Source organism: Kitasatospora sp. NPDC030952, from assembly GCF_055571335.1.
The window spans coordinates 82,190-106,339 of the sequence record NZ_JBVIFM010000007.1 but is presented as its reverse complement, the minus strand read 5'-3'; the positions used below and the strand labels follow the sequence as shown (position 1 = coordinate 106,339).

Below are 24,150 nucleotides of genomic sequence, written 5' to 3'. Positions count from 1 at the left end.
AACCGAACGCAGAACCGTTTCTCTCCGCCGCGCGACGCTAGTGCCGCGCCACCGGCGAGGAGACGCTTCCTGACGCCTCCTTGACGCCGCCCGGCGGGGTTCTTGACGCTTCCTTAGCGCGGGGGGCGCCGGGGGCCGTCGGGGGGTCGCCGGGAGCCCTCGGGTGGGGGTCGCCGGGAGCCCTCGGGGGCCGTCGGGGAGCGGTCAGAGCCAGTTGCGGCGCTTGAAGGCCAGGTACAACCCGGTGCAGACCAGCGCCATCAGACCGATCGCGAACGGATAACCGAACGCCCACTTGAGCTCCGGCATGATCTCGAAGTTCATCCCGTAGACCGTGCCGATCAGGGTCGGCGCGAACAGGATGGCCGCCCAGGAGGAGATCTTCTTGATCTCGTCGTTCTGCGCGTGGCCCGCCTCGGCGAGCTGCTTCATCTCCTCGTTCTGCCGCTGCGAGACCAGGGTGGCGTTGACCGTGAGGATGTTCTGCAGCATCTGCCGGAAGCCGTCCACCCGCTCGGCCGCGTACGTGGCGTGGTCGGCGACGTCCCGCAGGTTGCGCTGGAGCTCGTCGTCGGTGCCGTACTTGCCGAAGCCCGCCTCCAGGCTGCGCATGATCTCCAGCAGCGGCCGGGTCGCCCGCTGCAGTTCGATCACCTCGCGGGACAGCTCGTAGATCCGGCGGGAGACCTGCGGGTCCCCGCCGAAGACCTCGGTCTCGATCTCGTCGATGTCGTGCTGCAGCCCGGCGATGACCGGCGCGTAGCCGTCCACCACGGCGTCCAGCACCGCGTACAGCACGGCCTCCGGGCCGAGCGCCAGCAGCTCCGGGTCGCCCTCCAGCCGGCGGCGCACCGCGGACAGGTCCGGGGCCTGCGAGTGGCGGACGGTGATGACGAAGTCGGGCCCGACGAACAGGTGGATCTCGCCGAAGTCCACCTCCTCCGCCTCGTCCAGGTAGCGGGCGGCGCGCAGCACCACGAACAGGGTGTCACCGTAGCGCTCCAGCTTCGGCCGCTGGTGGGCCACGATGGCGTCCTCGACGGCCAGTTCGTGCAGGTTGAACCGGTCCGCGGCCTCCAGCAGCTGCGCCTCGGCCGGGCGGAACAGCCCGATCCAGGCCATCACGCCCGGCTGGTCCGGCAGTTCGCGGTAGATGTCGGCGAGGTCGGCCCGCGCGGCGGTCCGGCGGCCGTCCCGGTACACCGCCGCGTCGACCACGGAACGTTCCAGCGCCACCGGCTCGACGGCCTGCTCGGGCCTCGGGTCCATCGAGTGCTCGGGCGCCGACCGGGGGTCGACGGGCCGCCGCGGGGCCGCCGGACGGGAGAACGGACGCTTGCTCGCGCGCACGGCGCGCACACGCCAGTCGGACATGGCGGGGAACCTCCACGGTGGGTGCCCGGCCCGCGCCGCACACGGCACGGCGGGCCGGTGGCGCCCGGCCGGCCGCCACCCGCACGGCGCGACCGGCAGCACCCCGCCCGACGGCGGGATCAGAGCTGCGCGGGAGCCGTACCGGAGGAGGAATGCCGGGGGCCGCGAATCCTGCGGGACAACCGGGGGCGGGGCCGACTTCGGCCCGTACTACTGCACTCCACGGCTCTCACCTCCTCGATCCCGCGCGCCGGGGACGCCGACGCGACCCGGCCGATTTTAGTACCCGCACGACCGACCCTTCACACCGGGGCTCCCGGCGGCCTCCGGCGGCTCGACCGCTGCCGACCGCTGCGCCCCCTTGCCGCCCCCAGCGGCCCCCTGCCGCCCCCTGCGGCTCGGCGTGGGACCCGAGGCGGCGTCAACGGGCGCTCCCCGGCTGCGGGTTCGTCCAGCAGGACCGATTACGGACCGGCGCCGCCACCACTACGCTACGTCGCATGACTTCTTCGGAGACGGCCCCCGGGCGGGGCACGGCGGTGGTGATCGGCGGCGGGCTGGCCGGCGTGGTGGCGGCCTGGGCACTGCGGGGCTTCGCCGAGCGGATCGTCGTGGTGGAGCGGGACCGCTACCCGGAGGAGCCGGCGTTCCGGCCCGGGGTGCCGCAGGGGCGGCACGCGCACTTGGTGCTGGAGGCGGGCCACCGGGCGCTGGAGGAGCTGATGCCCGGCATCAACCAGGAGTTGACGGCCGCGGGGGCGCGCCGGGTGTCCGCCTCGGGTGACCTCAGGTGGCTCAGCTCGGCCGGGTGGATGGTCGACTACCCGGCCCGGGTGTCCTTCCTCTCCTGCACCCGGCCGGTGCTGGACAAGCTGGTGCTGGACCGGGTCCGAACCGAGCCGTCGATCGAGTTCCTGGAGGGCACCGACGTGGTCGGGCTGCTCGGCTCGGGACGGGCGGTGACCGGGGTGAAGGTCCGCGAGCGCGGCTCGGGGCGTGGGTCTGAGCGCGGCTCGGAGCATGGGTCTGAGCGCGGCCCGGAGCGTGGGTCCGAGCGCGGCCCGGAGCGCTCTGAGCGCGGCGAAGTCCGGGACATCCCGGCCGAGTTGGTGATCGACGCCTCCGGCCGCTCGACCTCCGTACCCAAGTGGCTCGCCGAACTGGGCTGCCCCGCGGTGCCCGAGGAGCGGGTGGACGCCGGCGTCGCCTACGCCTCCCGGTTGTTCCACCGCCCGCCCGGCGTCGACCTCGGCTACCAGGCGATCTACCTCCAGACCAAGGCCCCGGACAAGCCGCGGATGGGCGTCCTGCTGCCCGTGGAGGGCGACCGCTGGATCGTCAGTCTGGCCGGGATGCGCGGCGCCGAACCCGAGCCCGGCGCCGAGGGCTTCACGAAGCACCTGTCGCAACTGCGCGACCCGGCCCTCCAGGAGATGCTGCGGGAGGCCGAACCGGCGGGCGAGGTACGCGGCTTCGTCCCCGGCCCGGGCGTGCGGCGGCACTACGGACGCAGCGCCCCCGACGGCCTGGTGGCGGTCGGCGACGCGGCGAGCACCTTCAACCCGGTGTACGGCCAGGGCGTGACCGTCTCGCTGTTCTGCGCCCAGGTGCTGCGCCGCACCGCCGCGCGGCACGGCGGCGTCGGACACGCCACGGCCCGCGACGCCCGGCGGGAGGTCGCGACGGTGTCCAAGACGGCGTGGATGGTGTCCAGCGCCGAGGACGTCCGCTTCACCGCCACCACCGGCGGCCCCTCCGGCGCCCTGGTCCGGCTGCAGCACCGCTACCTGGACAAGGTGCTGCAGGGCGCCACCCACAACCCCGAGGTCACGGCGGCCTTCCACGAGGTGATGTCCCTGGTGGCGCCGCCGACCCGACTGTTCCACCCCTCGGTGGTGGCCGCGGTACTGCGCGGCTGACGGCCGTCGCGGACGTACCCGTACGTGCCTGCCCCGCCGGGTCGCGCACGGGTACGTCCGGGCACGTCCGGGCATGTCCAGGGGCGTCCCGGTATCTCCGGGTGCGCCCCTGAGCGCATCCGGGCGCATCCGGGCGCATCCGTTAATTCGGATGCGTCCGTTCCGACCGGTCGCTAGCCTGGCCGACATGTCTACGCCCCGAATCTCCTAGCTGACGGACACGCCTCCACGCCACCCGTGTGTCCGTCAGTCGTTTCGGAGCGCTATCCCATGATCACCACCCGTGGTGTCGACCTGCGCGTCGGCGCCCGCCTGCTGCTGTCCGACGTCACCCTGCACATCGCCCCCGGCGACCGGATCGGCCTGGTCGGCCGCAACGGCGCCGGCAAGACCACCCTGCTCGCCACCCTCGCCGGGCAGCTGCCGCCCGCCGCCGGCACCGTCACCCGGACCGGCCCCGTCGGCTACCTCCCGCAGGACTCCCGCGCCGCCGACCCGGCCGTCACCGTCACCGACCGCATCCTGTCCGCCCGCGGCCTGGACGCCGCCGTACGCGCGCTGCGCGCGGCCGAGCAGGCCATGGCGCTGGCCGGCTCGCCCGCCGGGGAACGCCGGGCGATGGACGCCTACGCGCGCGCCGACGCCGAGTTCCAGGCCCGCGGCGGCTATGCGGCCGAGGCCGAGGCCGCCCGGGTCGCGGCCGGGCTCGGGCTGCCCGCCCGGGTGATGGACTCCGCCGTCGGCACGCTCTCCGGTGGTCAGCGGCGTCGGGTCGAGCTGGCCCGCATCCTGTTCGCCGACCACGGCACCCTGCTGCTGGACGAGCCCACCAACCACCTGGACGCCGACTCGGTCGCCTGGCTGCGCGGCTTCCTCGCCGCCCACCAGGGCGGGCTGGTGCTGATCAGCCACGATCTCGGCCTGCTGGCGGAGACCGTCAACCGGGTCTTCCACCTGGACCCGCAGCGCGCCGCGATCGACGTCCACAACACCGGCTGGCAGGCCTACCTGGACCAGCGCGCGGCCGACGAACGTCGCCGCACCCGGGAACGGGCCAACGCCGAACGCAAGGCCGCCGCGCTGCACGCCCAGGCTGACCGGATGCGGTCCAACGTGGCCACCGCGACCACCGCCCGCAGCATGGCCCGCCGCGCCGATCGGATGCTCGCCGAACTGGACCCCGTCCGGCAGGCCGAGCGCACCGCCCGGATCCGGCTGCCCGAGCCCGCACCCTGCGGCCGGATGCCGCTCGGCGCGGTCAGCCTCGCCAAGGCCTACGGCGACCGGACCGTGCTGACCGGCCTGGACCTCGCCGTCGACCGGGGCGCCCGGCTGGTCGTGCTCGGCCTCAACGGCGCCGGCAAGACCACCCTGCTGCGCGTCCTGGCCGGCCGGGAGCGACCGGACTCCGGCCGGGTCGTCCCCGGCACCGGCCTGCGGATCGGCTACTTCGCCCAGGAGCACGACACCCTGGACCCCGCGCTCAGCGTCCGGGACAACCTGGCCGCGGCCGCGCCCGACCTGACCGACGGCGAGCTGCGGACCGTCCTCGGCGCGTTCCTGTTCCGCGGCGACGACGCCGACAAGCCGGCCGGCGTGCTGTCCGGCGGCGAGAAGACCCGGCTGGCGCTGGCCGGCCTGGTCCACTCCGGCGCCAACGTGCTGCTGCTGGACGAGCCGACCAACAACCTCGACCCGGCGTCCCGGGCGGAGGTGCTGGCCGCGGTGGGCACCTACCCGGGCGCGATCGTGATGGTCACCCACGACCCGGGCGCCATCGAGGCCCTGCGCCCGGACCGCGTGCTGCTCCTGCCGGACGGCGACGAGGACCTCTGGCACGACGCCTACCTGGACCTGGTCACCCAGGCCTGAGCCCGGGGCCGGGCGGGCTCCTCGGCCCGCCCGGCCTGCTACGGCCTGCCCGCCCGGCCCACTACGGCCTGCAGACCCCGCCCCGCCACGGCTTGCTACGGCTTGCGCGCCCCGCCCGCTACGGCTTGCTACGGCTTGCGCGCCTCGATCAGGAAGCGCGCCGAATGCGCGACGAACGGCCCCTCGGCCCGGATCAGGGCGTCCAGCTCGCGCAGCCGGTCCAGGTGGGCCCCCACGGTGAAGCCGGGGACCATCCAGATCACCTTCCGCAGGAAGTACACCACCGCGCCGATGTCGCGGAACTCCATCCGCAGCCGCTCGGAACGCAGGTCCACGACCTCCAGCCCGGCCGCCCGGGCCTCCGCGCTCTCCACCTCGGGGCGGCGGCCCTCGCGGGCCTCCGGCTGCGGCCCCAGGAAGTACTCGACCAGCTCGAAGACCGAGGCGGGGCCCACGTGCTGGGCGAAGTACGCGCCGCCGGGCCGCAGCACCCGGGCGATCTCCGCCCACCAGGCCTTCACCGGGTGCCGGCTGCTGACCAGGTCGAAGGCCTCGTCCGCGAACGGCAGCGGCGGCTCGTCCGGGTCGGAGACCACCACCGCGCCCAGCGGGTGGAGCAGCCGGGTGGCCTGGGCCAGGTTCGGCGGCCAGGACTCGGTGGCCGCCAGCACGGGCGGGCGGCCACCCTGCCGCAGGGCGCCGGCCAGCACCTCGCCGCCGCCGGTCTGGATGTCCAGGGCCGCCGTCGCCGTGCCCAGCCGCCCGGCCAGCAGCCGCTGGTAGCCCCAGGAGGGGCGTTCCTCGGTGGCCCGGCCGTCGAGCCAGGAGAAGTCCCAGCCGTCCACCGGGACGGACTCGGCCTCGGCGATCAGCTCTTCGAAGGTGCGCATCGTTGCATCATCGCGGCCCCGGCGCCGCCCTGCCATCGGATTCGGGGCCGCTGCGGTGCCGCAGCACCAGCCCGGGCCGCACCTCCACGCCGCCGGCGGCGATCAGCCCGGTCACCGGCTCGGCTCCGCCGCCATCCGCCTCGAAAGCGAGCAGCACGCCCGGCTGTTCGCCGCACTGCCGCTCGACCAGCCGACGCTCCTCGGGGGTCGGCTCGCGGAACACCGGGTCCTGGAAGGACGCCGGGCAGCGGACGTACAGCGGGTCGGTGAGGACCAGCTCCAGGCCGTGGTGGTAGCCGAGGTCGTACCCGGCGGCCAGCCGCAGCTCGCCCGGACGCCAGGAGTACACATCCCAGTCCCACCAGGACCCCTCCGGCAGCTCGATCACCCCGGCCACCGGGCCGCGCCGTCCGCCACCGCGGCGATGGCCGGGTGGCGGACGGCCTCCAGTTCGGCGTCGGCGAGCAGGTCGGCGATCAGGGCGGGCGGGCCGAAGACCTCGGTCGCGCTGAGGTCGCAGTTGGTGAGGACGAACCAGGAACGGTCCGCGGGCCACCAGTGCGCGGGGAACCGACCACCCTCCGGCCAGGCGTCGTAGTGGGCCACCGCCTCGTCAAGCCGGCCCCGGTGGGCCGTCACCGGTCGCAGCAGGTCCTCGATCGCGGCCGAGGCGAACCGGCAGTCCGTGGCCGGACCGTCGGCGCTGTGCCGGGCCAGCACCTCCACCAACCGGGCGAGGCAGGCACGGTCCGGCTCCCCGATCCGCGGCTGCTCGACCTCGCCCGAGAACGCCCCCGACCCGTCGAGCACCAGGTGCGACAGGGTGAACGCCCAGTCGGCGAGGCGCAGCCCCGCGCCGGCCAGCGCGTCGGCCCAGCGCACCCGCCGTCCGTCCACCCGCAGCGTGTGCAGCACCCAGCAGCGGTCGGCGAAGCCGTGCCCGTTGTTGCTGCTGTTACTGCCGTTGCTGTTGCCGCTTTCGCTGCCGCTTCCGCTTCCGCTTCCGCTTCCGCTTCCGGGCCAGGAGTCGCCCGGCTCGTAGCCGAGGACCGCCTCCCCCGACTCCAGCAGCGGGCGCAGCCCGTCCAACTCGTCCTCGTCCGGCATCCGTTCCACGGACCGCTCCCTCCCCCGCTTCCGAAAGCGCGGCACGGAAAACCGGTGCTCCGTGCCAGTACGTCTGGGCGAGGATAGCCGCCATGACGAACGAACAGACCGGCGAGCCGCTCGGCTCCGGGGTCGTCGCCAACGTCGCCCGGGAGACGGCGCACGGCGAGGGCGGGTTGGAGATCCACCAGGGCCTCAAGCACTTCGGCCCGGGTGCCAAGCTGTGGATCGCCCCGCCGCGCTGGCACCCGTTCGACGACGTGGTGGTGGTAGGACGCCACCGGGGCAACGGCCGCCGCTACGTCACGCTCGTCACCAAGATCCGCTTCCTGGAGAACTTCCGGGTCCGTGGCGTCTACAGCCCTGCCCTCCTGCGCGCCCTGTCCCGCCCGGAACCGGGCTTCGAGCAGCACGGCGGGCTCTGGACCGCGGAACGGGCCGAGGAGTACGCCGAGTTCCACAACACCCACCGGCTGGAGGTACGGACCGACGGACCCGACCGGGTCCAGCTGCTGGTGTCCGACCCACCGCCGATGGAACTCGTCCACCAGGGCACCACGTACCGCCTCGCCCACTTCAACGCCTACTACGCCCGCTACTCCACCCAACCACCGCCCGTGGAGACCCCGACACCATGAACCCCAACGCCATCACCCCCATCGCCATGACCCCGACACCATGACCCCGACGCCCGCGTCCGCCCTCGGCCGCTTCTACGACGACTTCGCCGAGGACTACCACCTGCTCTACGCCGACTGGGACGCCTCAGTCGCCCGCCAGGGCGCCGCGCTGGACGCGCTGATCCGCGCGCACCTCGGCGAGGGCCCCGCCGAGGTGCTGGACTGCGCCTGCGGCATCGGTACCCAGGCGATCGGCCTGGCCGCGCTCGGCCACCCGGTCACCGGCACCGACCTCAGCCCGGTCGCCGTCACCCGGGCCACCGCCGAGGCCGCCGCCCGCGGGCTCCGACTGCCCACGGCGGCCGCCGACATGCGCGCACTCCCCTTCCCGGACGGACGGTTCGACGTCGTGGTGTGCGCGGACAACGCCCTGCCCCACCTGCTCACGGCCGGGGACGTCCACACCGCCCTGACCGAGCTGCGCCGGGTCCTGCGCCCGGGCGGCCTGCTGCTGCTCTCCACCCGCCCGTACGACGAACTGCGCCGGAACCACCCGGCCTCCACCCCACCACAGACCACCGAACGGGACGGCCGGCGCTCGGTCCACTTCCAGCTCTGGCAGTGGCACGAGGACGGCGAGCGCTACGACCTCGAACTCTTCCAGCTGCTGCCGGACGACACCGGCCAGTGGCGGGTCACGGTCCGTCGCGCCAGCTACTGGGCCCTCACCCAGGCCCAGTTGAGCACCTTCGCCACCGCGGCAGGCCTCACCGAGACCACCTGGCAGCAGCCCGCCGCCACCGGCTTCTTCCAACCCCTGCTGATCGCCCGGGCACCCTGATTCCTACGTCACTGCCTCACCACCTCACAGCCCCCCGAACAGCCCCGCCACCTCCCTTGCCGGAGGCGGCGGGGCTGTTCCGCTCTCCCTTGCTCCCCTGGTTCACGTCCCTGGTTTTGCCGACCCGTGTTACTTCTTACTCATACGAGTAAATCCTCAGGACGCGGCCGCTCCGGAGAGCGGCCGGAGCTTCGTTCCAGGCACTGGTCGACACCGTCCAGGAACAGGCGCGGGTCGCCATCCAGCCGCGGATCCGGGCCCACCGGGAACCGGCCGCGATGCTGGCCGCCTACATCGAGGCGAACCTCGACTTCCTCGCCGACCACCCCGTCGAGGTGCGGGCGCTGGTGGACGTCTTCGCCAACGCCCGCCGGGAGGACGGCAGTCCGCTGGTCAGCTCGGCCGGCTTCGACACCCCCGTCGCCCTGCTGGTGCACCACCTCCGGGACGGCCAGCGCGCTGGCGCCTTCCGCCCCTTCGACGCCGAGGCGATGGCCACCGCGATCCGCGCCTCGATCGACGCGGCCGCCAACCGACTCTCCGCCGGGGACGACTTCGACCCACGCGCCTACGGGCGCGAACTGGTCACCCTGTTCGACCTCGCCACCAGGAACGGGGCCGCGTCATGACCGTCCACGCCGCTCCCCGCCGAACCACCGCCCTCTTACCGCTGATGCTCGACTTCGCCCTGCCGCTCGGCGTCTACTACGGACTGCGCCTCGCGGGCGTGGACCAGTGGTGGTCCCTGCTCTGGTCGGCCGCGGCACCGGCGGCCGCCATCGCCGTCCGGCTGCTCCGCACCCGGCGGCTCGACTTCCTCGCCCTCCTGATCCTCAGCATGATCGGGTTCGGGCTCGCCCTCTCGGCGCTCACCGGTGATCCCCGTGCCCTGCTGATCCGCGAGGCCTGGACCGGCATGCTCGGCGGACTGATCGGCGTCTGGCTGCTCGCCTCCATCGGATACGGACGCCCGGCCATGATGCTCCTCTTCCGCTCGTTCGTGCAGGTCAAGGCGGGCGAGGCCGGGCTTCGAGCCTGGGAGGGACGGTGGGACCAGGACGCCGCCTTCCGCCACGGCCTCCGGGTGGTCACCGCGGTCTGGGGCGCGGCCAGCCTGCTCAACGCCCTCGCCCAGCTCGCCTTCGCCTACCTGCTGCCGGTCGACGCCGCGCCCGCCGCCATGCAGGCCTGCTGGCCCGTCATCGCCGTACCGATGCTCGCCTTCCACCTCCTCTACACCAAGCGCCATGGTCTGCGGGCCTGACCGGAGCGAACTCTCCCTTGCGTACGGACACCACCGGCACCTGAAACCCCCGACCGCTTAAGGCTGTTCGCCGACCCCAACCTCGACCTCCAGACCCGCGCCGCGCTCGGCGCCGCCGCCAACTTGCTCCCAGCCGGGACCCGGTCCCCTTCTGATCATCCGCCCCCTGCCCCTCACCGCCCCACCGTCATGCCCCCAGGACCCCGGGCACCCGACCGCCGTCAGGCGGACCGCAGGCCCGAACACCGCCGCAACGACAGCTCCGCCACCGCCTCCGCGACCCGCGCCGCGCCGTCCTCCCCCGCCATCCGGCCGGCCGCCGCCTCCGCCCGGTCCCGGTACGACCGGTCCTCGACGGCCTGCCGGATGGCCTCTCCCAGCCCGGCTGCGGTCAGGTCGGCGAACGGTATCGGTCCGGTGGCCGCGCCGAGTCGGGTGAGCCGTCCGGCCCAGAACGGTTGATCAGCCGTCACCGGGACCGGGACGCTCGGCACCCCCGCGCGCAGCGCCGCGGCCGCCGTACCGGCGCCCGCATGGTGGACGACGGCCGCCGTCCGCGGGAACAGGAGGGAGTGCGGCAGCTCGCCGACGGTCAGCACGTCGTCCCCGTTCGCGCCGAGCCCCGCCCAACCGGACTGCAGCACGCCCCGAACCCCCGCGCGCCTCAGCGCCTCGACGGCGAGGCCGCTGAGCCGCTCGCCCTGGCCGCCCGCCATGCTGCCGAAGCCGATGAACACCGGCGGCGGCCCGGCCTGCAGGAAGTCCTCGACCTCTGCCGGGAGCCGCTGGTCGGCCGCAACGTGCGGCCACCAGTTGCCGACCACCGTCAGCCCCTCCCGCCAGTCGGCCGGGCGCGGGACGAGCGTCGGGCTGAACCCGTGCAGGACCGGCCAGTTCGCCCGTTCCACCGCCCGTCGGCGCGCCGTCTGGGAGCAGGCGGGCAGCCCCAGCCGCGTCCGCAGTCGCCGCGCCGCCCCCGCGTGCAGTCGGTCCACCACCCGCTGGCCGAGCGCACCCGTCGCCCGGTTGCCCCAGCGGCCGAGCGACCGGCCCGGGCCGACCACCGGCGGGAACTCCCCTGTCGGCAGTGTGGGTTGGAGGTAGACCCCGAGACTCGGCACCTCCATCGCCTCGGCCAGGTGCCAGCCGAGCGGTGCCGTCGTCGTGGCGAGCAGCAGCAGGTCTGCCCCGGGAGCGGCCGCATCCGCGAGCCCGTCACCGAGCCGCTCCACGAAGGCGGCGGCCCGTGCCATGAGCGAGGAACCGCCCTCCTGCTCCCCCGCGGTCGCCCCGCCCCGCGGGTCGACCTGCAGCGAACGGAACTCGAGGCCGCTGCCGCTCACCAGTTCGCGGAAGGTCTCCGGCGCGGCGAGGGCGACCTCGTGCCCCTCGCTCCGGAGCCGGACCCCGAGGCCGGTGTACGGGGCGACGTCGCCGTACGAGCCCGCCGCCATGACCAGGATCCTCATCGGGTCACCTCCGGGCGGCCCGGCGCGGCCTGCCGCTCCGCGTTGGCGCCGATGGCGCTCCGGAGGTAGCCGGCCAGGCCCGGGCGCTGCTCGGCCGGCGGCACGACGAGCGCGAAGGCCCTGGCGTCCGCCTCGTAGTCGTCGGCGATCCGGCAGTGCGTCTCGGGAGGGCAGGGCGTGAACCAGCGGATGATGTGCTGGCGGTGCTCCTCCGCGAGCTCCAGCACCTGCTGATGGTCGACGGGCAGGTCCTGGTCGAACGCGGCGAGCAGTCGCCCGCGCCAGTCGGCGGCCTCCGCCATCAGGCGTCGCCAGTCCTCCTTGGTGTGGGTGGCGGCGCGGGCCAGGGCCTCCTGATGGCCTTCCCCGTCGCCCCACTTGAGGTGGGCGTCGGCGGCGTAGCTGAGGTCGAAGACGACGTCGCCGAAGACCTCGAACCGTTCCTCCGGGGTGAGTTCGATCCCGGTGCGCTGGACCTCGATCGCCCGCTCCGCGACATCAACCAGCTTCTGCAGCCGCGCGATCTGCTCGGTGAGCGCATCGCGCCGGGCCTGCAGGTGGTCCAGCGCGTTGGCGAGCGGATCGGCCAGGATGGTGGCGATCTCCTCGAGCGGGAATCCGAGTTCCCGGTAGAAGAGGATCTGCTGGAGCCTGGCGAGGTCCTCCGCGTTGTAGAGGCGGTAGCCGGCCAGGCTGCGTTCGCTGGGCGACAGCAGCCCGGACCGGTCGTAGTGGTGCAGGGTCCGCACCGTGACTCCGGCGAATCCGGAGACCTGTCCGACCGACCAGCTCATGGTTCCTCCCGGTGATCCTGTGGTCCGCGTCCGTGTGTTCGTGCCTCGGGCAGCTGGGTGCTGCGCCGTCCCCCACCGTGAAGCCTGACGTGGGGTAAGGGTCAACACGCGCAGCCCGTCGGCCTGCGCCGGGCGCCGGAGGCCGGGCCGGTCAGGTCTCGCGCTGCGGGTGGTAGGCCGTCTCCGGTATGCCGAAGGTCCAGGCGACCCCGGCCCGGGCGGTGCGGGTGCTCGGCGGGACGCGCAGCCAGTAGGTCCGGAAGGTGCCGTCGGGCTCGGGGGTGGAGTTGATCACCTCGACCATCACCACCGGTTCGTCGTCCGGCAGCACGATCCGCCACAGCACCCCGGTCTCGTCGCGGTGGACGGGCTCGGCGCCGGAGTCCGCCAGGTAGCGCTCGTAGCCGTAGTGCTCCAGCAGGACGCGGCGCAGCTCGGCGTTCTCCTCGGTGCGGATCCGCTCGACCGTCACCTCGCCGAGGCCCGCCAGGAACTCCGCGGGGACGGGCATGCCGCGCCAGGCGTGCAGGGCGAAACCGTCGGCGTACTCCAGGGCGGGGCCGTCCGCCCGGTCGAGCCGGCCGGCCTCGTCCCGGTGCAGGGCGACCGGCCGCTCCGAGACCAGCGCCACGTCCCGGTACGGCCACCACCAGCCCGCCTCCCGCGCCACCTCGGCGAGCGGTGCGACGGTCTCGGCGCCCGCTCCGGCAGCCTCGAAGGCGGCGAACCAGGGCGCGTCGTGCTGGCCGCGCACGGCGTCCAGCAGGGCCAGGCGGACGGTGGTGCGGCGGGCCCGGGCGGCGGCGGCCGCCTCGCCGGAGTCCCTGTCGCGGTCGGCCTCGGGTGCGAGCCGGTCGAGCACGGCGTTGCGCACCCGGTCGGCCAGCGGTGTGGTGACCGGGCCGAGTTCGCCGCCGGTGAGCGCCCAGTGCGCTGCCCAGCCGGCCGCGCCGACCTGCTCGACGGCCTGCCGCCGGGCCGACTCCCAGGGCCGGGTGCGGACCGCCTCGCGCACGCTCACCGCGCCGTCGGCCCGCAGCTCCAGCGCCGCCTCGGCCGCCGCGAGCGGCGAACCGAACCAGCGCACGGCGGTGGGTTCGGGCAGCCCGGCCCCCCGGTAGGCGGCCCGGACCGCGCGTTCGACCGCCGTCCGGTCGGCCGGCCCGGTGGCCGCCGAGGCCGTCCGCCAACGCGCCGTCGCCCCGCCGGTGCCGTCCACCGGCGCCGCGTCCGTCGGGTTGTCGCGGGTCACCGTCTCCATCGTCTGCTCCGTTCCCCGGCCGGGCTCCCAGCCGACCGTCCGTTCTGCTTCCTGTTCCGCGGTCCACGCCCACCGGCCACTAGCCGACCGGTCACATGCACCGGTGACCGCCCCTCCGCCCGCACCGGCGACAGCGGACCGGAGGTCAGTCCGCGACCACCCGCACCGCGCCCGGGACGTACTCGCGCTGGCGGATCACCCGGTACCACCCCTTGGGCAGCGGTATCGCCGCGTGCTCCTCGTGCACCACCCGGCCGCCCTCGGGCAGGTGCAGCCAGGCCTCGCCGAACGGCCCCGCCTCCCGCCGCAGTTCGCCGGGGCCGACCACGGCGTGCGCGTGGCCGGTGACCTCGCCGAGCGCGAGCACCATCCGCCCCCGCGCGTCCCGGGGCTGCACGGCCAGCCCGGGCACCCGAAGCGGCACCACGGTCTCCGCGACCGGCACGATCAACACGTCGCCCTGGCGGTACATCAGTCCTCCCTCGCCGTACGGCCGGACCCGGCGGGCGCCGGAGCCCATGGCTCCGCCGTACCGGACACGGTCACGCTCCGGAGCCATGACCTGAACGTAGAGCAAGGGTCTGACAACGCGCGCCGGCCGCCACCCGGCCGCCGGGTTGTCGGTCCCGACTGGTAGACAGTTGCTCGGTCCGAACCCCCGGAGGAGCAGCGCATGACCGTCAACCACCACCTCGAGCAGTTCCACGGTCTCCCGGTCTTCGACTTCGTCCAGGCCCTGGAGGAGGCGGGGGCGGCCGACGTCCAGCTGCCGGACGCGGCGGCGGCCGCCTGGCGGATCCGGCTCGACTACGAGTCCGAGCGGTCCTGGGCCGAGCGCTGGCAGCAGTTCCTCGACGCTGTCGACACCGAGCGGGTCACCGCCCTGGTGATCGGCCAGTGGGCGCCGGACGAGCCGGACTCCTTCCAGGAGCCGCTGGACGCACTCGTCGCCGCCGCGCCCCGGCTGCCGGCCCTGCGCGCCCTGTTCGCCGGGGACATCACCTACGAGGAGTGCGAGATCTCCTGGATCCAGCAGTGCGACGTGACGCCGCTGCTGACGGCGTTCCCGGCGCTGACCGAACTGGTGGTGCGCGGTGCCTCGGAGGACTGGGAGGGCCACGGCGGCCTCGCCCTGGAGCCGCTGCGGCACGAGGCGCTGAAGGCCCTGCGCTTCGAGGCGGGCGGGCTGCCGGCCTCCGTGGTCCGCTCGGTGGCCGCCTGCGAGTTCCCCGTCCTGGAGCGGCTGGAGCTCTGGCTGGGGGTGGACAACTACGGTGGCGACGCCACGATCGGCGACCTCACGCCCTTCCTGGACGGCACCGGTCTGCCCGCGCTGCGCCACCTGGGCCTGCAGAACAGCGAGTTCCAGGACGAGATCGCCGCCGCCCTGGCCCACGCACCCGTGGTCGCCCGGCTGGAGTCGCTCAGCCTGTCCATGGGCGTGCTGACGGACCAGGGCGCGACCGCCCTCCTGGAGGGCCAGCCGCTCACCCACCTGCGCTCGCTCGACCTGCACCACCACTACCTCACCGACGAGCTCCAGCAGCGCCTGCGCCAGGCCCTGCCCGGGGTCGAACTCGACCTCTCCGAGCCGGGCAAGCCCGACGACCAGTGGCGCTACGTCGCCGTCGCCGAGTAGCCCCCGGCCCCGCCCCCTCATCCGCCCGAACGCACCTGCCAGGATCCGACATGACGGTCTCGCACCACCTCGAACGCTTCCACGAGCTGCCGATCCACGAGTTCGCCCCCGACGACGCCCGGCCGCGGCCCGCCGCCGGCGAGGTCGCCTGGCGGCTCGCCCTCGAATACGACGCCAAGCACGGCTTCGCCGAGCTCTGGCAGTCCTTCCTCCGGGCCGTCGACCCGGCCGGGATCCGCGCCGTGGTGATCGGCCCCTGGTGGCAGGGCGGCTACTCCTCCGTGCGGGCCGTGGTCGAGGCGATGGCCGCCGAGGCCGACCGGCTGCCCGCCCTGGAGGCGCTGTTCCTCGGTGACGTCACCTTCGACGAGTGCGAGATCTCCTGGCTGGAGATGGGCGACGTCACCCCGCTGCTGACCGCCTTCCCCGGGCTGACCTCGCTGGCCGTGCGCGGCAGCATGGACCTCTGCCTGCTGCCGGTGCGACACGAGCGGCTGACGTCCCTGCGCTTCGAGTCCGGCGGCCTGCCGGCCACCGTGGTGCGCGCGGTGGCCGGCTCCGAACTGCCCGCCCTGCGGCGGCTGGAGCTGTGGCTCGGGGTGGACGAGTACGGCGGCGACGCCACGCTCGACGACCTCGGCCCCTTCCTGAACGGCTCGCGCCTGCCGGAGCTGCGCCACCTGGGCCTGCAGAACAGCGAGTTCCAGGACGAGATCGCCGCCGCCGTGGCCCACGCACCCGTGGTCGCCCGGCTGGAGTCGCTCAACCTGTCCATGGGCATTCTCTCCGACGAGGGCGCGGCCGCCCTGCTGGAGGGCCAGCCGCTCACCCACCTGCGCTCGCTCGACCTGCACCACCACTACCTCTCGGAGGAGATGCAGCAGCGTCTGCGGGAGTCCCTGCCCGGGGTCGAGCTCGACCTCACCGAGGCGGAGGACGCCGGCGAGGACGACGAGGACCGCTACGTCGCGGTCGCCGAGTAGGCGGTGGCGGCGCGATGACACGGCGGTTGACCGTCCTCGGAAACCCGGGGCACCGGCGGGTGACGCTGTTCGCCGCCGCGGCCCGGGCCGCCGGCCTGCCCGAGCCCGCGGTCCTGCCCTGGCTGGACGTGCTGCGCGGCGGGTACCGGCTGCCCGAGGGCACCCTGCTGCGCATCGAGTCCCCGGGCGAGGAGCCCCTGGTCGACGAGTTGCTGCGCGGTCCGGCGCTCGGCTCCGGCTACGCGCCGACCAGGGTCGAGGGCACGGCCGCCTGGTACGCGGGGGTGCTGGCCGCCCTGCGCGGGCTGGCCGCGCACCCGGGCGTGCGGCTGCTCGGCGATCCGGAGGAGATCGCCGTGATGTTCGACAAGGGCCGGGCGCACGCGCTGCTGGCCGCGGCCGGGGTGCCGGTGCCCCGGGCGCTCGGCGGCGAGGTCCGCGACTGGGAGCAGTTGTGCGGGCGGCTCGCCGGAGCCGGTCTGCGCAGGGTCTTCGTCAAGCCCGCGCACGGATCCTCCGCCTCCGGGGTGATCGCGCTGGAATTCGGCCCGCGCGGGCAACTGCTGGCCACCACCTCGGTCGAGCTGGCCGACGGCCGGCTGCACAACTCGCTGCGGGTGCGCCGCTACCGCGACGAGCGCGAGGTGGCCGCGATCGTCGACCGCCTGGCGCCGGACGGGCTGCACGTCGAGCAGTGGATCCCCAAGTCCTCGCAGTCCGGCCGCTCGGCGGACCTCCGCGTCGTGGTGGTCGCGGGCCGGGCCACCCACGCGGTGGTGCGCACCAGCGCCCAGCCGATGACCAACCTGCACCTCGGCGGCGCCCGGGGCAGTCTCGACCAGGCCCGGGAGGCGGCCGGCCCGGCCTGGCCGGCCCTGCTGGAGACGGCCGAGCGGGCGGCGGCCTGCTTCCCCGGCTCGCCGATGGTCGGCGTGGACGTCCTGCCCACGGCCGGCTGGCGCCGCGCCCTGGTCGGCGAGGTGAACGCCTTCGGCGACCTGCTGCCCAACCTCACCGGCCTGCCCGGCGGCCCGGCCGAGGGCCTCGACACCTACGGCGCCCAACTCGCCGCCCTCAACCGGCACACCGACCTCGCCGACCAGGCCGACCTCTCCCCTGTCCCGACGCACCACCAGATCCTGGAACCCACCCGATGAGCCACCAGCCCACGCCCGAACCGGCCGCCCCCGAGCCCGACCCGAACCCCGACATGAACGCGGTGGTGGGCAGCCACGACCTGCTGCTCGTCACCCTCGACACGCTGCGCTTCGACGTCGCCGAGGAGTTGGCCTCGGCCGGCCGCATCCCGCACCTGGCCGCCTTCCTCCCCGGCGGCCGCTGGGAGCGCCGGCACGCGCCCGGCAGCTTCACCTACGCCTCCCACCAGGCGATCATGGCCGGTTTCCTGCCCACCCCGGCCTCGCCCGGCGGCCCCCACCCCCGGTTGTTCGCGGCCCGCTTCGCCGGCTCGGAGAGCACGGCCACCCGCACCTGGGTCTTCGACGCGCCCGACCTGCCGACCGCCCTGGGCGCGGCCGGGTACCGAACGGTCTGCATCGGAGGCGTCGGCTTCTTCAACAAGCAGGGCCCGCTCGGCTCCGTGCTGCCCGGCCTGTTCCAGGAGAGCCACTGGGCACCGGAGCTGGGTGTGGCCTCCCCGACCTCCTTCGAGGAGCAGGTCGCCCGGGCCGAGCGGGTCGCCGCCGAACAGCCCGCCGACCAGCCGCTGTTCCTGTTCCTGAACGTCTCGGCGCTGCACCAGCCCAACTGGTTCCACCTGCCCGGCGCCACCCGTGAGCACGGCGACTCCCGGGCCAGCCACGCCGCCGCGCTGGAGTACGTGGACGCCCACATCGGCCGCCTGTTCGCGGCGATGAGCGCCCGCCGCCCCTGCTTCGCCATCGTCTGCTCCGACCACGGCACGGCGTACGGCGAGGACGGCTACACCGGGCACCGGATCGGCCACGAGGTGGTCTGGACGGTCCCGTACGCCCACTTCACCATCCCCGCCCGGCCCGCTGACACCGTCGGCACTGCCCCTGCCACCACTGCCGCCGCTGCCACCGCCACCGCCACTGCCGTCGCTGAGGAGCGTCGATGACCGCCGCACCCCCGCTCCCCGACTCGCCGTACCAGTCGTACGTCTACGCCTACCCGCACAAGACGGCCTACCGCCCGCTGCCCGAGCGCCCGCCGCTGAGCGAGCTGTGGAGCGGGGAGCCCCAGCACGCCCTCTCGCTCTACCTGCACATCCCGTTCTGCGAGGTCCGCTGCGGCTTCTGCAACCTGTTCACCCGGATCGGCAGCCCCGAGGGCCTGACCACCGCCTACCTGGACGCCCTGGAGCGCCAGGCCGTCGCCGTGCGTTCGGCGCTGGACGAGGGCGCCCGGTTCGCGCTGGCCGCGTTCGGCGGCGGCACCCCCACCTACCTGACGGCCGCCGAGCTGGAGCGGCTGTGCGACATCGCCGAGCAGCGGATGGGTGTCGACCTCCGGGCGGTGCCGCTGTCGGTTGAGGCCTCGCCCGCCACCGCGACCGCCGACCGGCTGGAGGTGCTGGCCGCCCGGGGCACCACCCGGCTGAGCATGGGCGTGCAGTCCTTCGACGACACCGAGGCCCGCTCGGCCGTCCGCCCGCAGAAGCGGGCCGAGGCGGAGGCCGCCCTGGGCCGGATCCGCGCCGCCGGCATCCCGGTGCTGAACATCGACCTCATCTACGGCATAGCCGGCCAGACCGAGGCGAGTTGGCTGCGCTCGCTGGACGCCGCCCTGCACTGGCAGCCCGAGGAGCTGTACCTCTACCCGCTGTACGTCCGCCCGCTGACCGGCCTGGCCCGCCTCGGCGAGCAGGAGAGCGCCGCCGCCTGGGACGCCCGCCGGCTCGCGCTCTACCGCGCCGGCCGGGACCACCTGCTGGCCAACGGCTACGAGCAGGTCTCGATGCGGATGTTCCGCCGCACGGCCTCCCCACAGGCCGGCGCGAGCGAGTACGCCTGCCAGACCGACGGCATGGTCGGCCTGGGTTGCGGCGCCCGCTCCTACACCTCGCGGCTGCACTACTCCTTCGACTACGCGGTGAACGCCTCCGAGGTGCGCGGCATCATCGACGACTACGTCGCCACCGAGGACTTCCAGCGCGCCGAGGTCGGCCACTGGATGGGTGGTGCGGAGCCGCGCCGCCGCCACCTGGTGCAGTCGCTGCTGCAGGCCGAGGGCATGCCGCTGGCCGACTACCGCGCCCGCTTCGGCGGCTCGCCGGGCGAGGACTTCGGGGCGGAGCTGGCCGGGTTCGCCGAGCGCGGCTGGCTCGCCGACGATCCGGAGCGCCTGAGGCTCACCCCGGAGGGGCTGGCGCACTCGGACGCGGTGGGCCCGTTGCTGTTCTCGCCCGAGGTCCGGGCCCTGATGGCGGCCTACGAGGCGAAATGACCTTCCTCGGCATGCCCTCGGCCGCACCCACCGCCGGGGGCGACGACGACGGCGACGGTGCCCAGCCCCGGGACCTCACCCTGCTCTACCGCGGCCCGCTCTCCTCCTGCGACTACGACTGCCCCTACTGCCCGTTCGCCAAGCGCCGCGACACCCCCGATCAACTGCGGGCCGACCGGGCGGCGCTGGAGCGCCTCACCGCCTGGGCCGCTGCCCGCGCGGGCAGCGGCGACACCCTTTCACTGCTGTTCACCCCCTGGGGTGAGGGCCTGGTGCGCTCCTGGTACCGCCGCGCGCTGGTCGAGCTGAGCCGGCTCCCGCACGTGCGCCGGGTCGCGATCCAGACCAACCTCAGCTGCCGCACCGAGTGGCTCGCCGAGGCCGACCGCACGGCCCTCGCCCTCTGGGTCACCTACCACCCGGGCCAGGTCCGGCACGACCGCTTCCTCGCCAAGTGCCGCGAGCTGGACGCGCTCGGGGTGCGCTACAGCGTGGGCGTGGTCGGGCAGCCGGAGCACTTCGCCGAGGCCCGGCGGCTGCGCGCGGAGCTCGCGCCCGAGGTGTACCTGTGGGTCAACGCGGCCGAGGGGCGCAGCTACACCGACGCGGAGGCCGACCAGTGGACGTCCCTGGACCCGCACTTCGGCTACAGCCGACACGCCCACCCGAGCGCCGGGCTGCCCTGCCGCACGGGCGAGTCGGTGCTGTCGGTGGACGGCGACGGCACGGTGCGCCGCTGCCACTTCGTCCGGGACGTCCTCGGCAACCTCTACGACGGCAGCTACCGGGCTCGACTGCGGCCACGCGCCTGCCCGTCGTCGGTGTGCGACTGCCACATCGGCTACGTTCACCTGGAGACCCTGCCGCTGTACGAGCTGTTCGGCGCCGGCGTCCTGGAGCGGGTCCCGGAGGCCTGGCCGGCGGGAGGGCGATAAATCGGTTGCGAACCGAACACGCCGCGTGACAGCGTACGAACCGCTCCGCAGCACAAGGACGTTCAGGAAGGAGGCCCGACATGACGGACGGTATACGACCCGCGGCCTGCCGGGCCCCGCGCCGGCCGGCCGCCTACTGACCGCTCCTTGACAACTGCATCGTGTCCCTGCGTGAACTCCTCGGTGTGAACTCCTCGGCGTGATCGGCCGCCCACGGCCCGGAGCGGTCCCCCGCCCGCCGAGCGACGGGCTCCGTACCTCCCTAGCCTGGTAACCGAGAGGAGGCGAAACACCATGCTTGGAGACGGACCGCTGCAAGCGGTCATCCCCGCCACCGATCTCGCCCGCGCCAAGGCCTTCTACACCGACACCCTCGGCCTCAAGCTCGTCGAGGAGGGTGAGGAGGAACTGACCTGCGAATGCGGCGCGACCCAGTTCACCGTCTACCGCACCCCCAGTGGTGGACAGGCCGCCCACACCCTCGCCAGTTTCAAGGTCGCCGACCTCGACGGCGAGATGTCCGCCCTGGGTGAGCGCGGCATCACCTTCGAGGAGTACGACTTCCCCGGCCTCAAGACGGTCAACGGCGTGGCCGAGGGCGAGGGGATGCGCGCTGCCTGGTTCAAGGACAGCGAGGGCAACATCCTCTGCCTGGCCCAGCGCGTCGGCCAATAGCCCGGCCTCACCGCGCGCTCACCTACCGCCCATCCACCTACCGGATCCGTCCATCGCATCCGTCCACTGCGCCCACCCGCGGCACCGGACGCGGGCCGGACGCGCCGGTGCCCGGCCCGCTCGTGCTGAGCGGGCCGGGCACCGGAGACGAAGCGGACGATCAGCCCTGGTTGTCGTCACCCTGGCTGTCGTCACCCTGGCTGTCGTCACCCTGGCTGTCCTGGCTGTTGTTGTCCTGGGACAGCGCGTGCGGGTCGATCGACCAGATGCCGCGCCCGAAGGTGGCGGCGTAGAGGCGGCCGTCGGGGCCGGTCTTGAGCTGCTGCACCGCGGTGGTGGGCAGGTTGCGGCCGAGCACCGAGAACCGGCTCTCGCCCGGCGCGCGGTAGAAGGCGGCGAGATCGGTGCCGAGGGCGAGGCCGCCGCCGGGCAGGATCTTCACCGAGGTCGCCGGGACGTCGGGCAGGTTCGCCGAGACATCGGTCCAGGTCGCGCCGCCGTCACGGGTCTCGAAGAGGTGGCCGATGCCCGCACCGGGGCCCTCGGTCCAGGTCCGGGAGAACCCGTTGAAGGCGACGAGGACGTGCCGGGCGTCCTTCTCGTCCACCGCGAAGGAGGAGATGTAGCGGTTCGGCAGGGCGCCGTCGACGGGCAGGCTCAGCTGGTGCCAGCCGGTGCCGTCGATGTTGCCGACCGCGATGCCGCGGCTGAACCCCTGGTTGTTGCACGGGCCGCACCAACCCGCGTACACCGTGCCATTGACGGTGGCGACGGCCGTGGCGACGTGCCCGGCGCCCAGGTCGTACGCACTGGTCCACTCGCTGCCGCTGCGGATCGCGTACCCCTTGTGCTGCACCCAGACGTGCTGACCGCCCGCGATCCAGGTGTTGCTGTCCTTGGGGTCACTGGTGAGCGGCGCGATGAAGCGGGCGGCGCTGGTGTCCTTGTCCGGCGGGGCGATCTCGAAGGACGTGGCCTTGCTCGGGTCCTTCGTCCAGCTGCCGTCGTTCACCGCGCAGTTCTGGGTGACCCACATGTCCAGGTAGACGTACTCCTGGGCGATGTTGCAGCCGTTGGCCGGGTCGACCAGGGTGTCCGCGCCGTCGCCGCCGAAGTTGGAGCCCATCACCTTGTCGTGGGCGCGCAGGATCGACTGGCCGTTGTCCTGGAGGCCCCCGGTGACGATGACGCCCTTGCCGGAGCGGTCCGCCGGGTCCTTGCCGACGCCGACCGAGTAGTACTGGAGGGTGTCGATGGTGCCGTCGTTGAGCGGCGTCCAGTCCTTGCCGTGGCCCCAGGCGTCCAACTGCCCGTTGTCGGGGCGCCGGTAGATGCCGCCGTCGTTGCCGACGTAGACGTTCACCTTGCCCTGGTAGCTGCCGAAGGCGACGGCGTGCTGGTCGGAGTGGGTGGTGGGCGAGCAGTCACCGGTCTGCTTGCTCGGGTCGATGCTCCAGCACGGGAAGCCGTTGTTCCAGTACGGCCCGACGGTCGCCCAGTTGCTGCCGCCGTCGGTGGTCTCGAAGACCTCCTCCAGACCCGCGTAGACGTGGTCGGGGTTGGCCGGGTCGACCTGGAGGGACTGGTTGTACCAGGCCTGGATGCCGGGCTGGTATCCCGCGTCCTGGAGCGCGGAGCCCGATCCCTTCAGCTTGTCCTTGTCCGCGATGAGCGTCCACGGGCCGTACGGGGAGCCGGACTTGGAGACGTAGATGCCCTTGAGGCCGGTGTCCGGATTGTGCGCCATGACGTCCGGGGACTGGTCGATCGCGTAGTAGCGCGAACCGTCGGCCGAGCGCGCGAAGGTCACGTTGCCGACGTTCGCAGCGTCCGCCGGGAGGTCGCCCATCGAGGAGACGCGCTGCCAACTGCCGTCGGCGGCCTTGCTGTAGAAGCCGTTGTAGGTGTCACCGCCGCGCCAGCCGACCGCCAGGATGACCTTGGACGGGTCCTTGGGGTCGATGGCGATGTCATTGGCGATGTTCTTGTACGGCGCGCTCGGGTCCTTGGCCATGGAACCGCCCGGCAGGTAGTCCGGGTTGGGCGCGAACTCCAGCGTCCACGGGCCGGACAGGTCGGAGGTCGAGTGGCTCCACACACCCCGGCTGGTGGCCGCCCAGACCTTGCCGCCGCCGAAGCGCAGCGCGTGGATGATGGTCGACTCCAGCTCCGCCCCGCCCACCCGGTTGCCGGGCTGGAACTTCCCGTGCTGCGGGTCGGACAGCACGTACACGCCCGTGCCCACATAGGAGGTGGCCCCGGTGTTGGACTCACCGGTGGCGTACCAGAGCCGGCCGCCCTCGTCCAGGTTCAGCGTGCCCGTGGACAGGGTCGGCAGCTTGTCCGCGATCGGCTCCCACCGGCCGCCGCCGGTGCGGGAGCGGAACACCCCGCCGTCGGCGCCGCCCGCGTACACATAGCCGTTGCTGTCGGCCGCGATGCCGGTGATCCGGCCGGTCACCAGGCCGGCGCCGCCGCTGGAGTTGGAGTTGACGTCCCGGTAGCGCGGGTCGTCGGAGTTGTACGGCTTGTCGGTGACGTGCTTCCAGTTGCCGTCGGTGTGCGGCATCGACTGCAGCTGCGCCCAGGCCGCGCTGTACGCACCCGGCGCCACGACACCGGGGGCGGTACGTGCCTCGGTGTACTGGGCGACGCCCTCGGCGGAGTTCTCCGCCTCGTCGCCGCCGTCCCCGGCCTCCGAGTCGGCCTTGGGGCTGAAGGTCGAGAGGGCGGTGGCCTTCTTGGTCTTCGCGGCGTGCTGCTTCCCGATGTCCACCTGGTGCCGCACCTGCCAGGGCTGCGCCGTGGGCGACGTCGACGGCGCGGCGAGTGCCTGGGTGGTGGTCAGTCCGAGGGCGGTGAGCGTGACGGCGCTGAGCAGCAGCCGTCGATGTTGCCTGATGGGCACGAGTGCGGTCCTCCCCTGAGGCCGGCCGCGCGGTCGCGCGGTCCCGGCGAAGCAGGGGGTAAGCCTGGTGGGTGTGCCCGGTGGAAGGAAGGCCCGTACGGTAAAGAACTGTTAAGAGCCTTACACTGTCGAACAGTTGGCATTCAGCGAATGCCCGGGGCCGCCACACC

Annotated in this window: 22 protein-coding genes; 13 read left to right on the top strand and 9 right to left on the bottom strand. The window is 73.7% G+C overall.

Translation table 11 applies throughout. The annotated features are described in order from the left end of the window. Positions 1-204: 204 nt before the first annotated feature. The gene (locus tag ACZ47G_RS15640; RefSeq protein ID WP_465742835.1) at positions 205-1,374 is read right to left on the bottom strand and encodes a magnesium and cobalt transport protein CorA; all 1,170 of its coding nucleotides are present in this window, start codon (positions 1,372-1,374) and stop codon (positions 205-207) included. Positions 1,375-1,874: 500 nt separating this feature from the next. Between ACZ47G_RS15640 and ACZ47G_RS15635 the strand changes: the two genes are divergently transcribed. Together ACZ47G_RS15635 and ACZ47G_RS15630 are read left to right on the top strand one after the other, a co-directional pair. Next, positions 1,875-3,293 carry an NAD(P)/FAD-dependent oxidoreductase gene (locus tag ACZ47G_RS15635; RefSeq protein ID WP_465742833.1) on the top strand — a complete coding sequence of 473 codons (1,419 nt, stop codon included), beginning with the start codon at positions 1,875-1,877 and terminating at the stop codon, positions 3,291-3,293. 270 nt (positions 3,294-3,563) lie between these two features. Continuing rightward, on the top strand, positions 3,564-5,165 hold the full coding sequence (locus tag ACZ47G_RS15630) for an ABC-F family ATP-binding cassette domain-containing protein (RefSeq protein WP_465742831.1): 1,602 nt from the start codon (positions 3,564-3,566) through the stop codon (positions 5,163-5,165). A 128-nt stretch (positions 5,166-5,293) separates the two neighbouring features. Here ACZ47G_RS15630 and ACZ47G_RS15625 read toward each other — a convergent pair whose 3' ends face one another. Genes ACZ47G_RS15625 through ACZ47G_RS15615 form a run of 3 tightly spaced genes read right to left on the bottom strand, consistent with a single transcriptional unit; the run spans position 5,294 to position 7,171 of the window. Further along, positions 5,294-6,055 (bottom strand): class I SAM-dependent methyltransferase, encoded by a 762-nt coding sequence (locus tag ACZ47G_RS15625; RefSeq protein WP_465742829.1) that lies wholly within the window; start codon positions 6,053-6,055, stop codon positions 5,294-5,296. A 7-nt stretch (positions 6,056-6,062) separates the two neighbouring features. After that, on the bottom strand, positions 6,063-6,443 hold the full coding sequence (locus ACZ47G_RS15620; protein ID WP_465742827.1) for a hypothetical protein: 381 nt from the start codon (positions 6,441-6,443) through the stop codon (positions 6,063-6,065). Then, the gene (locus ACZ47G_RS15615; protein ID WP_465742825.1) at positions 6,440-7,171 is read right to left on the bottom strand and encodes a hypothetical protein; all 732 of its coding nucleotides are present in this window, start codon (positions 7,169-7,171) and stop codon (positions 6,440-6,442) included. Before ACZ47G_RS15615 ends, ACZ47G_RS15620 begins: the two co-directional genes overlap by 4 nt. An 83-nt stretch (positions 7,172-7,254) precedes the next feature. Between ACZ47G_RS15615 and ACZ47G_RS15610 the strand changes: the two genes are divergently transcribed. The 4 genes from ACZ47G_RS15610 to ACZ47G_RS15595 all read left to right on the top strand — a co-directional run bounded on the left by ACZ47G_RS15610 (position 7,255) and on the right by ACZ47G_RS15595 (position 9,887). Beyond that, positions 7,255-7,800: a hypothetical protein gene (locus tag ACZ47G_RS15610; protein WP_465742823.1), complete on the top strand. Its 546-nt coding sequence runs from the start codon at positions 7,255-7,257 to the stop codon at positions 7,798-7,800. A gap of 40 nt (positions 7,801-7,840) precedes the next feature. Further along, complete coding sequence (locus ACZ47G_RS15605; protein ID WP_465742821.1) at positions 7,841-8,623, top strand: class I SAM-dependent methyltransferase; 783 nt, start codon at positions 7,841-7,843, stop codon at positions 8,621-8,623. Positions 8,624-8,901: 278 nt separating this feature from the next. Beyond that, the gene (locus tag ACZ47G_RS15600; RefSeq protein ID WP_465742819.1) at positions 8,902-9,252 is read left to right on the top strand and encodes a TetR family transcriptional regulator C-terminal domain-containing protein; all 351 of its coding nucleotides are present in this window, start codon (positions 8,902-8,904) and stop codon (positions 9,250-9,252) included. Then, positions 9,249-9,887, top strand: coding sequence for a VC0807 family protein (locus ACZ47G_RS15595; protein WP_465742817.1), 639 nt, complete (start codon positions 9,249-9,251; stop codon positions 9,885-9,887). Before ACZ47G_RS15600 ends, ACZ47G_RS15595 begins: the two co-directional genes overlap by 4 nt. 221 nt (positions 9,888-10,108) lie before the next feature. On the opposite strand, the gene ACZ47G_RS15590 is transcribed toward ACZ47G_RS15595, so the two are convergent. The 4 genes from ACZ47G_RS15590 to ACZ47G_RS15575 all read right to left on the bottom strand — a co-directional run bounded on the left by ACZ47G_RS15590 (position 10,109) and on the right by ACZ47G_RS15575 (position 13,883). Beyond that, positions 10,109-11,356 (bottom strand): glycosyltransferase, encoded by a 1,248-nt coding sequence (locus ACZ47G_RS15590; RefSeq protein ID WP_465742815.1) that lies wholly within the window; start codon positions 11,354-11,356, stop codon positions 10,109-10,111. After that, positions 11,353-12,150 carry a MerR family transcriptional regulator gene (locus tag ACZ47G_RS15585; RefSeq protein ID WP_465742813.1) on the bottom strand — a complete coding sequence of 266 codons (798 nt, stop codon included), beginning with the start codon at positions 12,148-12,150 and terminating at the stop codon, positions 11,353-11,355. Before ACZ47G_RS15585 ends, ACZ47G_RS15590 begins: the two co-directional genes overlap by 4 nt. 151 nt (positions 12,151-12,301) lie before the next feature. Next, on the bottom strand, positions 12,302-13,411 hold the full coding sequence (locus tag ACZ47G_RS15580; RefSeq protein ID WP_465742811.1) for a DUF6745 domain-containing protein: 1,110 nt from the start codon (positions 13,409-13,411) through the stop codon (positions 12,302-12,304). Positions 13,412-13,556: 145 nt separating this feature from the next. Beyond that, complete coding sequence (locus tag ACZ47G_RS15575) at positions 13,557-13,883, bottom strand: hypothetical protein (RefSeq protein WP_465743164.1); 327 nt, start codon at positions 13,881-13,883, stop codon at positions 13,557-13,559. 201 nt (positions 13,884-14,084) lie between these two features. On the opposite strand from ACZ47G_RS15575, the gene ACZ47G_RS15570 reads away from it, so the two are divergent. The 7 genes from ACZ47G_RS15570 (at position 14,085) to ACZ47G_RS15540 (ending at position 21,072) form a co-directional block, all read left to right on the top strand. Continuing rightward, positions 14,085-15,050, top strand: a complete 966-nt coding sequence (locus tag ACZ47G_RS15570) for an STM4015 family protein (protein WP_465742810.1) — start codon at positions 14,085-14,087, stop codon at positions 15,048-15,050. A 50-nt stretch (positions 15,051-15,100) separates the two neighbouring features. Next, positions 15,101-16,033, top strand: a complete 933-nt coding sequence (locus ACZ47G_RS15565) for an STM4015 family protein (protein WP_465742808.1) — start codon at positions 15,101-15,103, stop codon at positions 16,031-16,033. Between the two features lie 14 nt (positions 16,034-16,047). Then, positions 16,048-17,190, top strand: coding sequence for an STM4014 family protein (locus tag ACZ47G_RS15560; protein WP_465742806.1), 1,143 nt, complete (start codon positions 16,048-16,050; stop codon positions 17,188-17,190). Positions 17,191-17,243: 53 nt separating this feature from the next. Further along, complete coding sequence (locus ACZ47G_RS15555) at positions 17,244-18,134, top strand: STM4013/SEN3800 family hydrolase (protein WP_465743162.1); 891 nt, start codon at positions 17,244-17,246, stop codon at positions 18,132-18,134. Continuing rightward, a complete protein-coding gene (locus tag ACZ47G_RS15550) occupies positions 18,131-19,462 on the top strand; it encodes an STM4012 family radical SAM protein (protein ID WP_465742804.1) in 1,332 nt (443 codons plus the stop codon). The genes ACZ47G_RS15555 and ACZ47G_RS15550 overlap by 4 nt, the downstream gene beginning before the upstream one ends. An 11-nt stretch (positions 19,463-19,473) precedes the next feature. Beyond that, entirely contained in the window at positions 19,474-20,397 is a 924-nt protein-coding gene (locus ACZ47G_RS15545; protein ID WP_465743160.1) for an STM4011 family radical SAM protein, read from the top strand. A gap of 294 nt (positions 20,398-20,691) precedes the next feature. Further along, positions 20,692-21,072, top strand: a complete 381-nt coding sequence (locus tag ACZ47G_RS15540; protein WP_465742802.1) for a VOC family protein — start codon at positions 20,692-20,694, stop codon at positions 21,070-21,072. A 160-nt stretch (positions 21,073-21,232) separates the two neighbouring features. Here ACZ47G_RS15540 and ACZ47G_RS15535 read toward each other — a convergent pair whose 3' ends face one another. Continuing rightward, positions 21,233-23,980: a glycosyl hydrolase gene (locus ACZ47G_RS15535; protein ID WP_465742800.1), complete on the bottom strand. Its 2,748-nt coding sequence runs from the start codon at positions 23,978-23,980 to the stop codon at positions 21,233-21,235. Between the last annotated feature and the right edge of the window lie 170 nt (positions 23,981-24,150).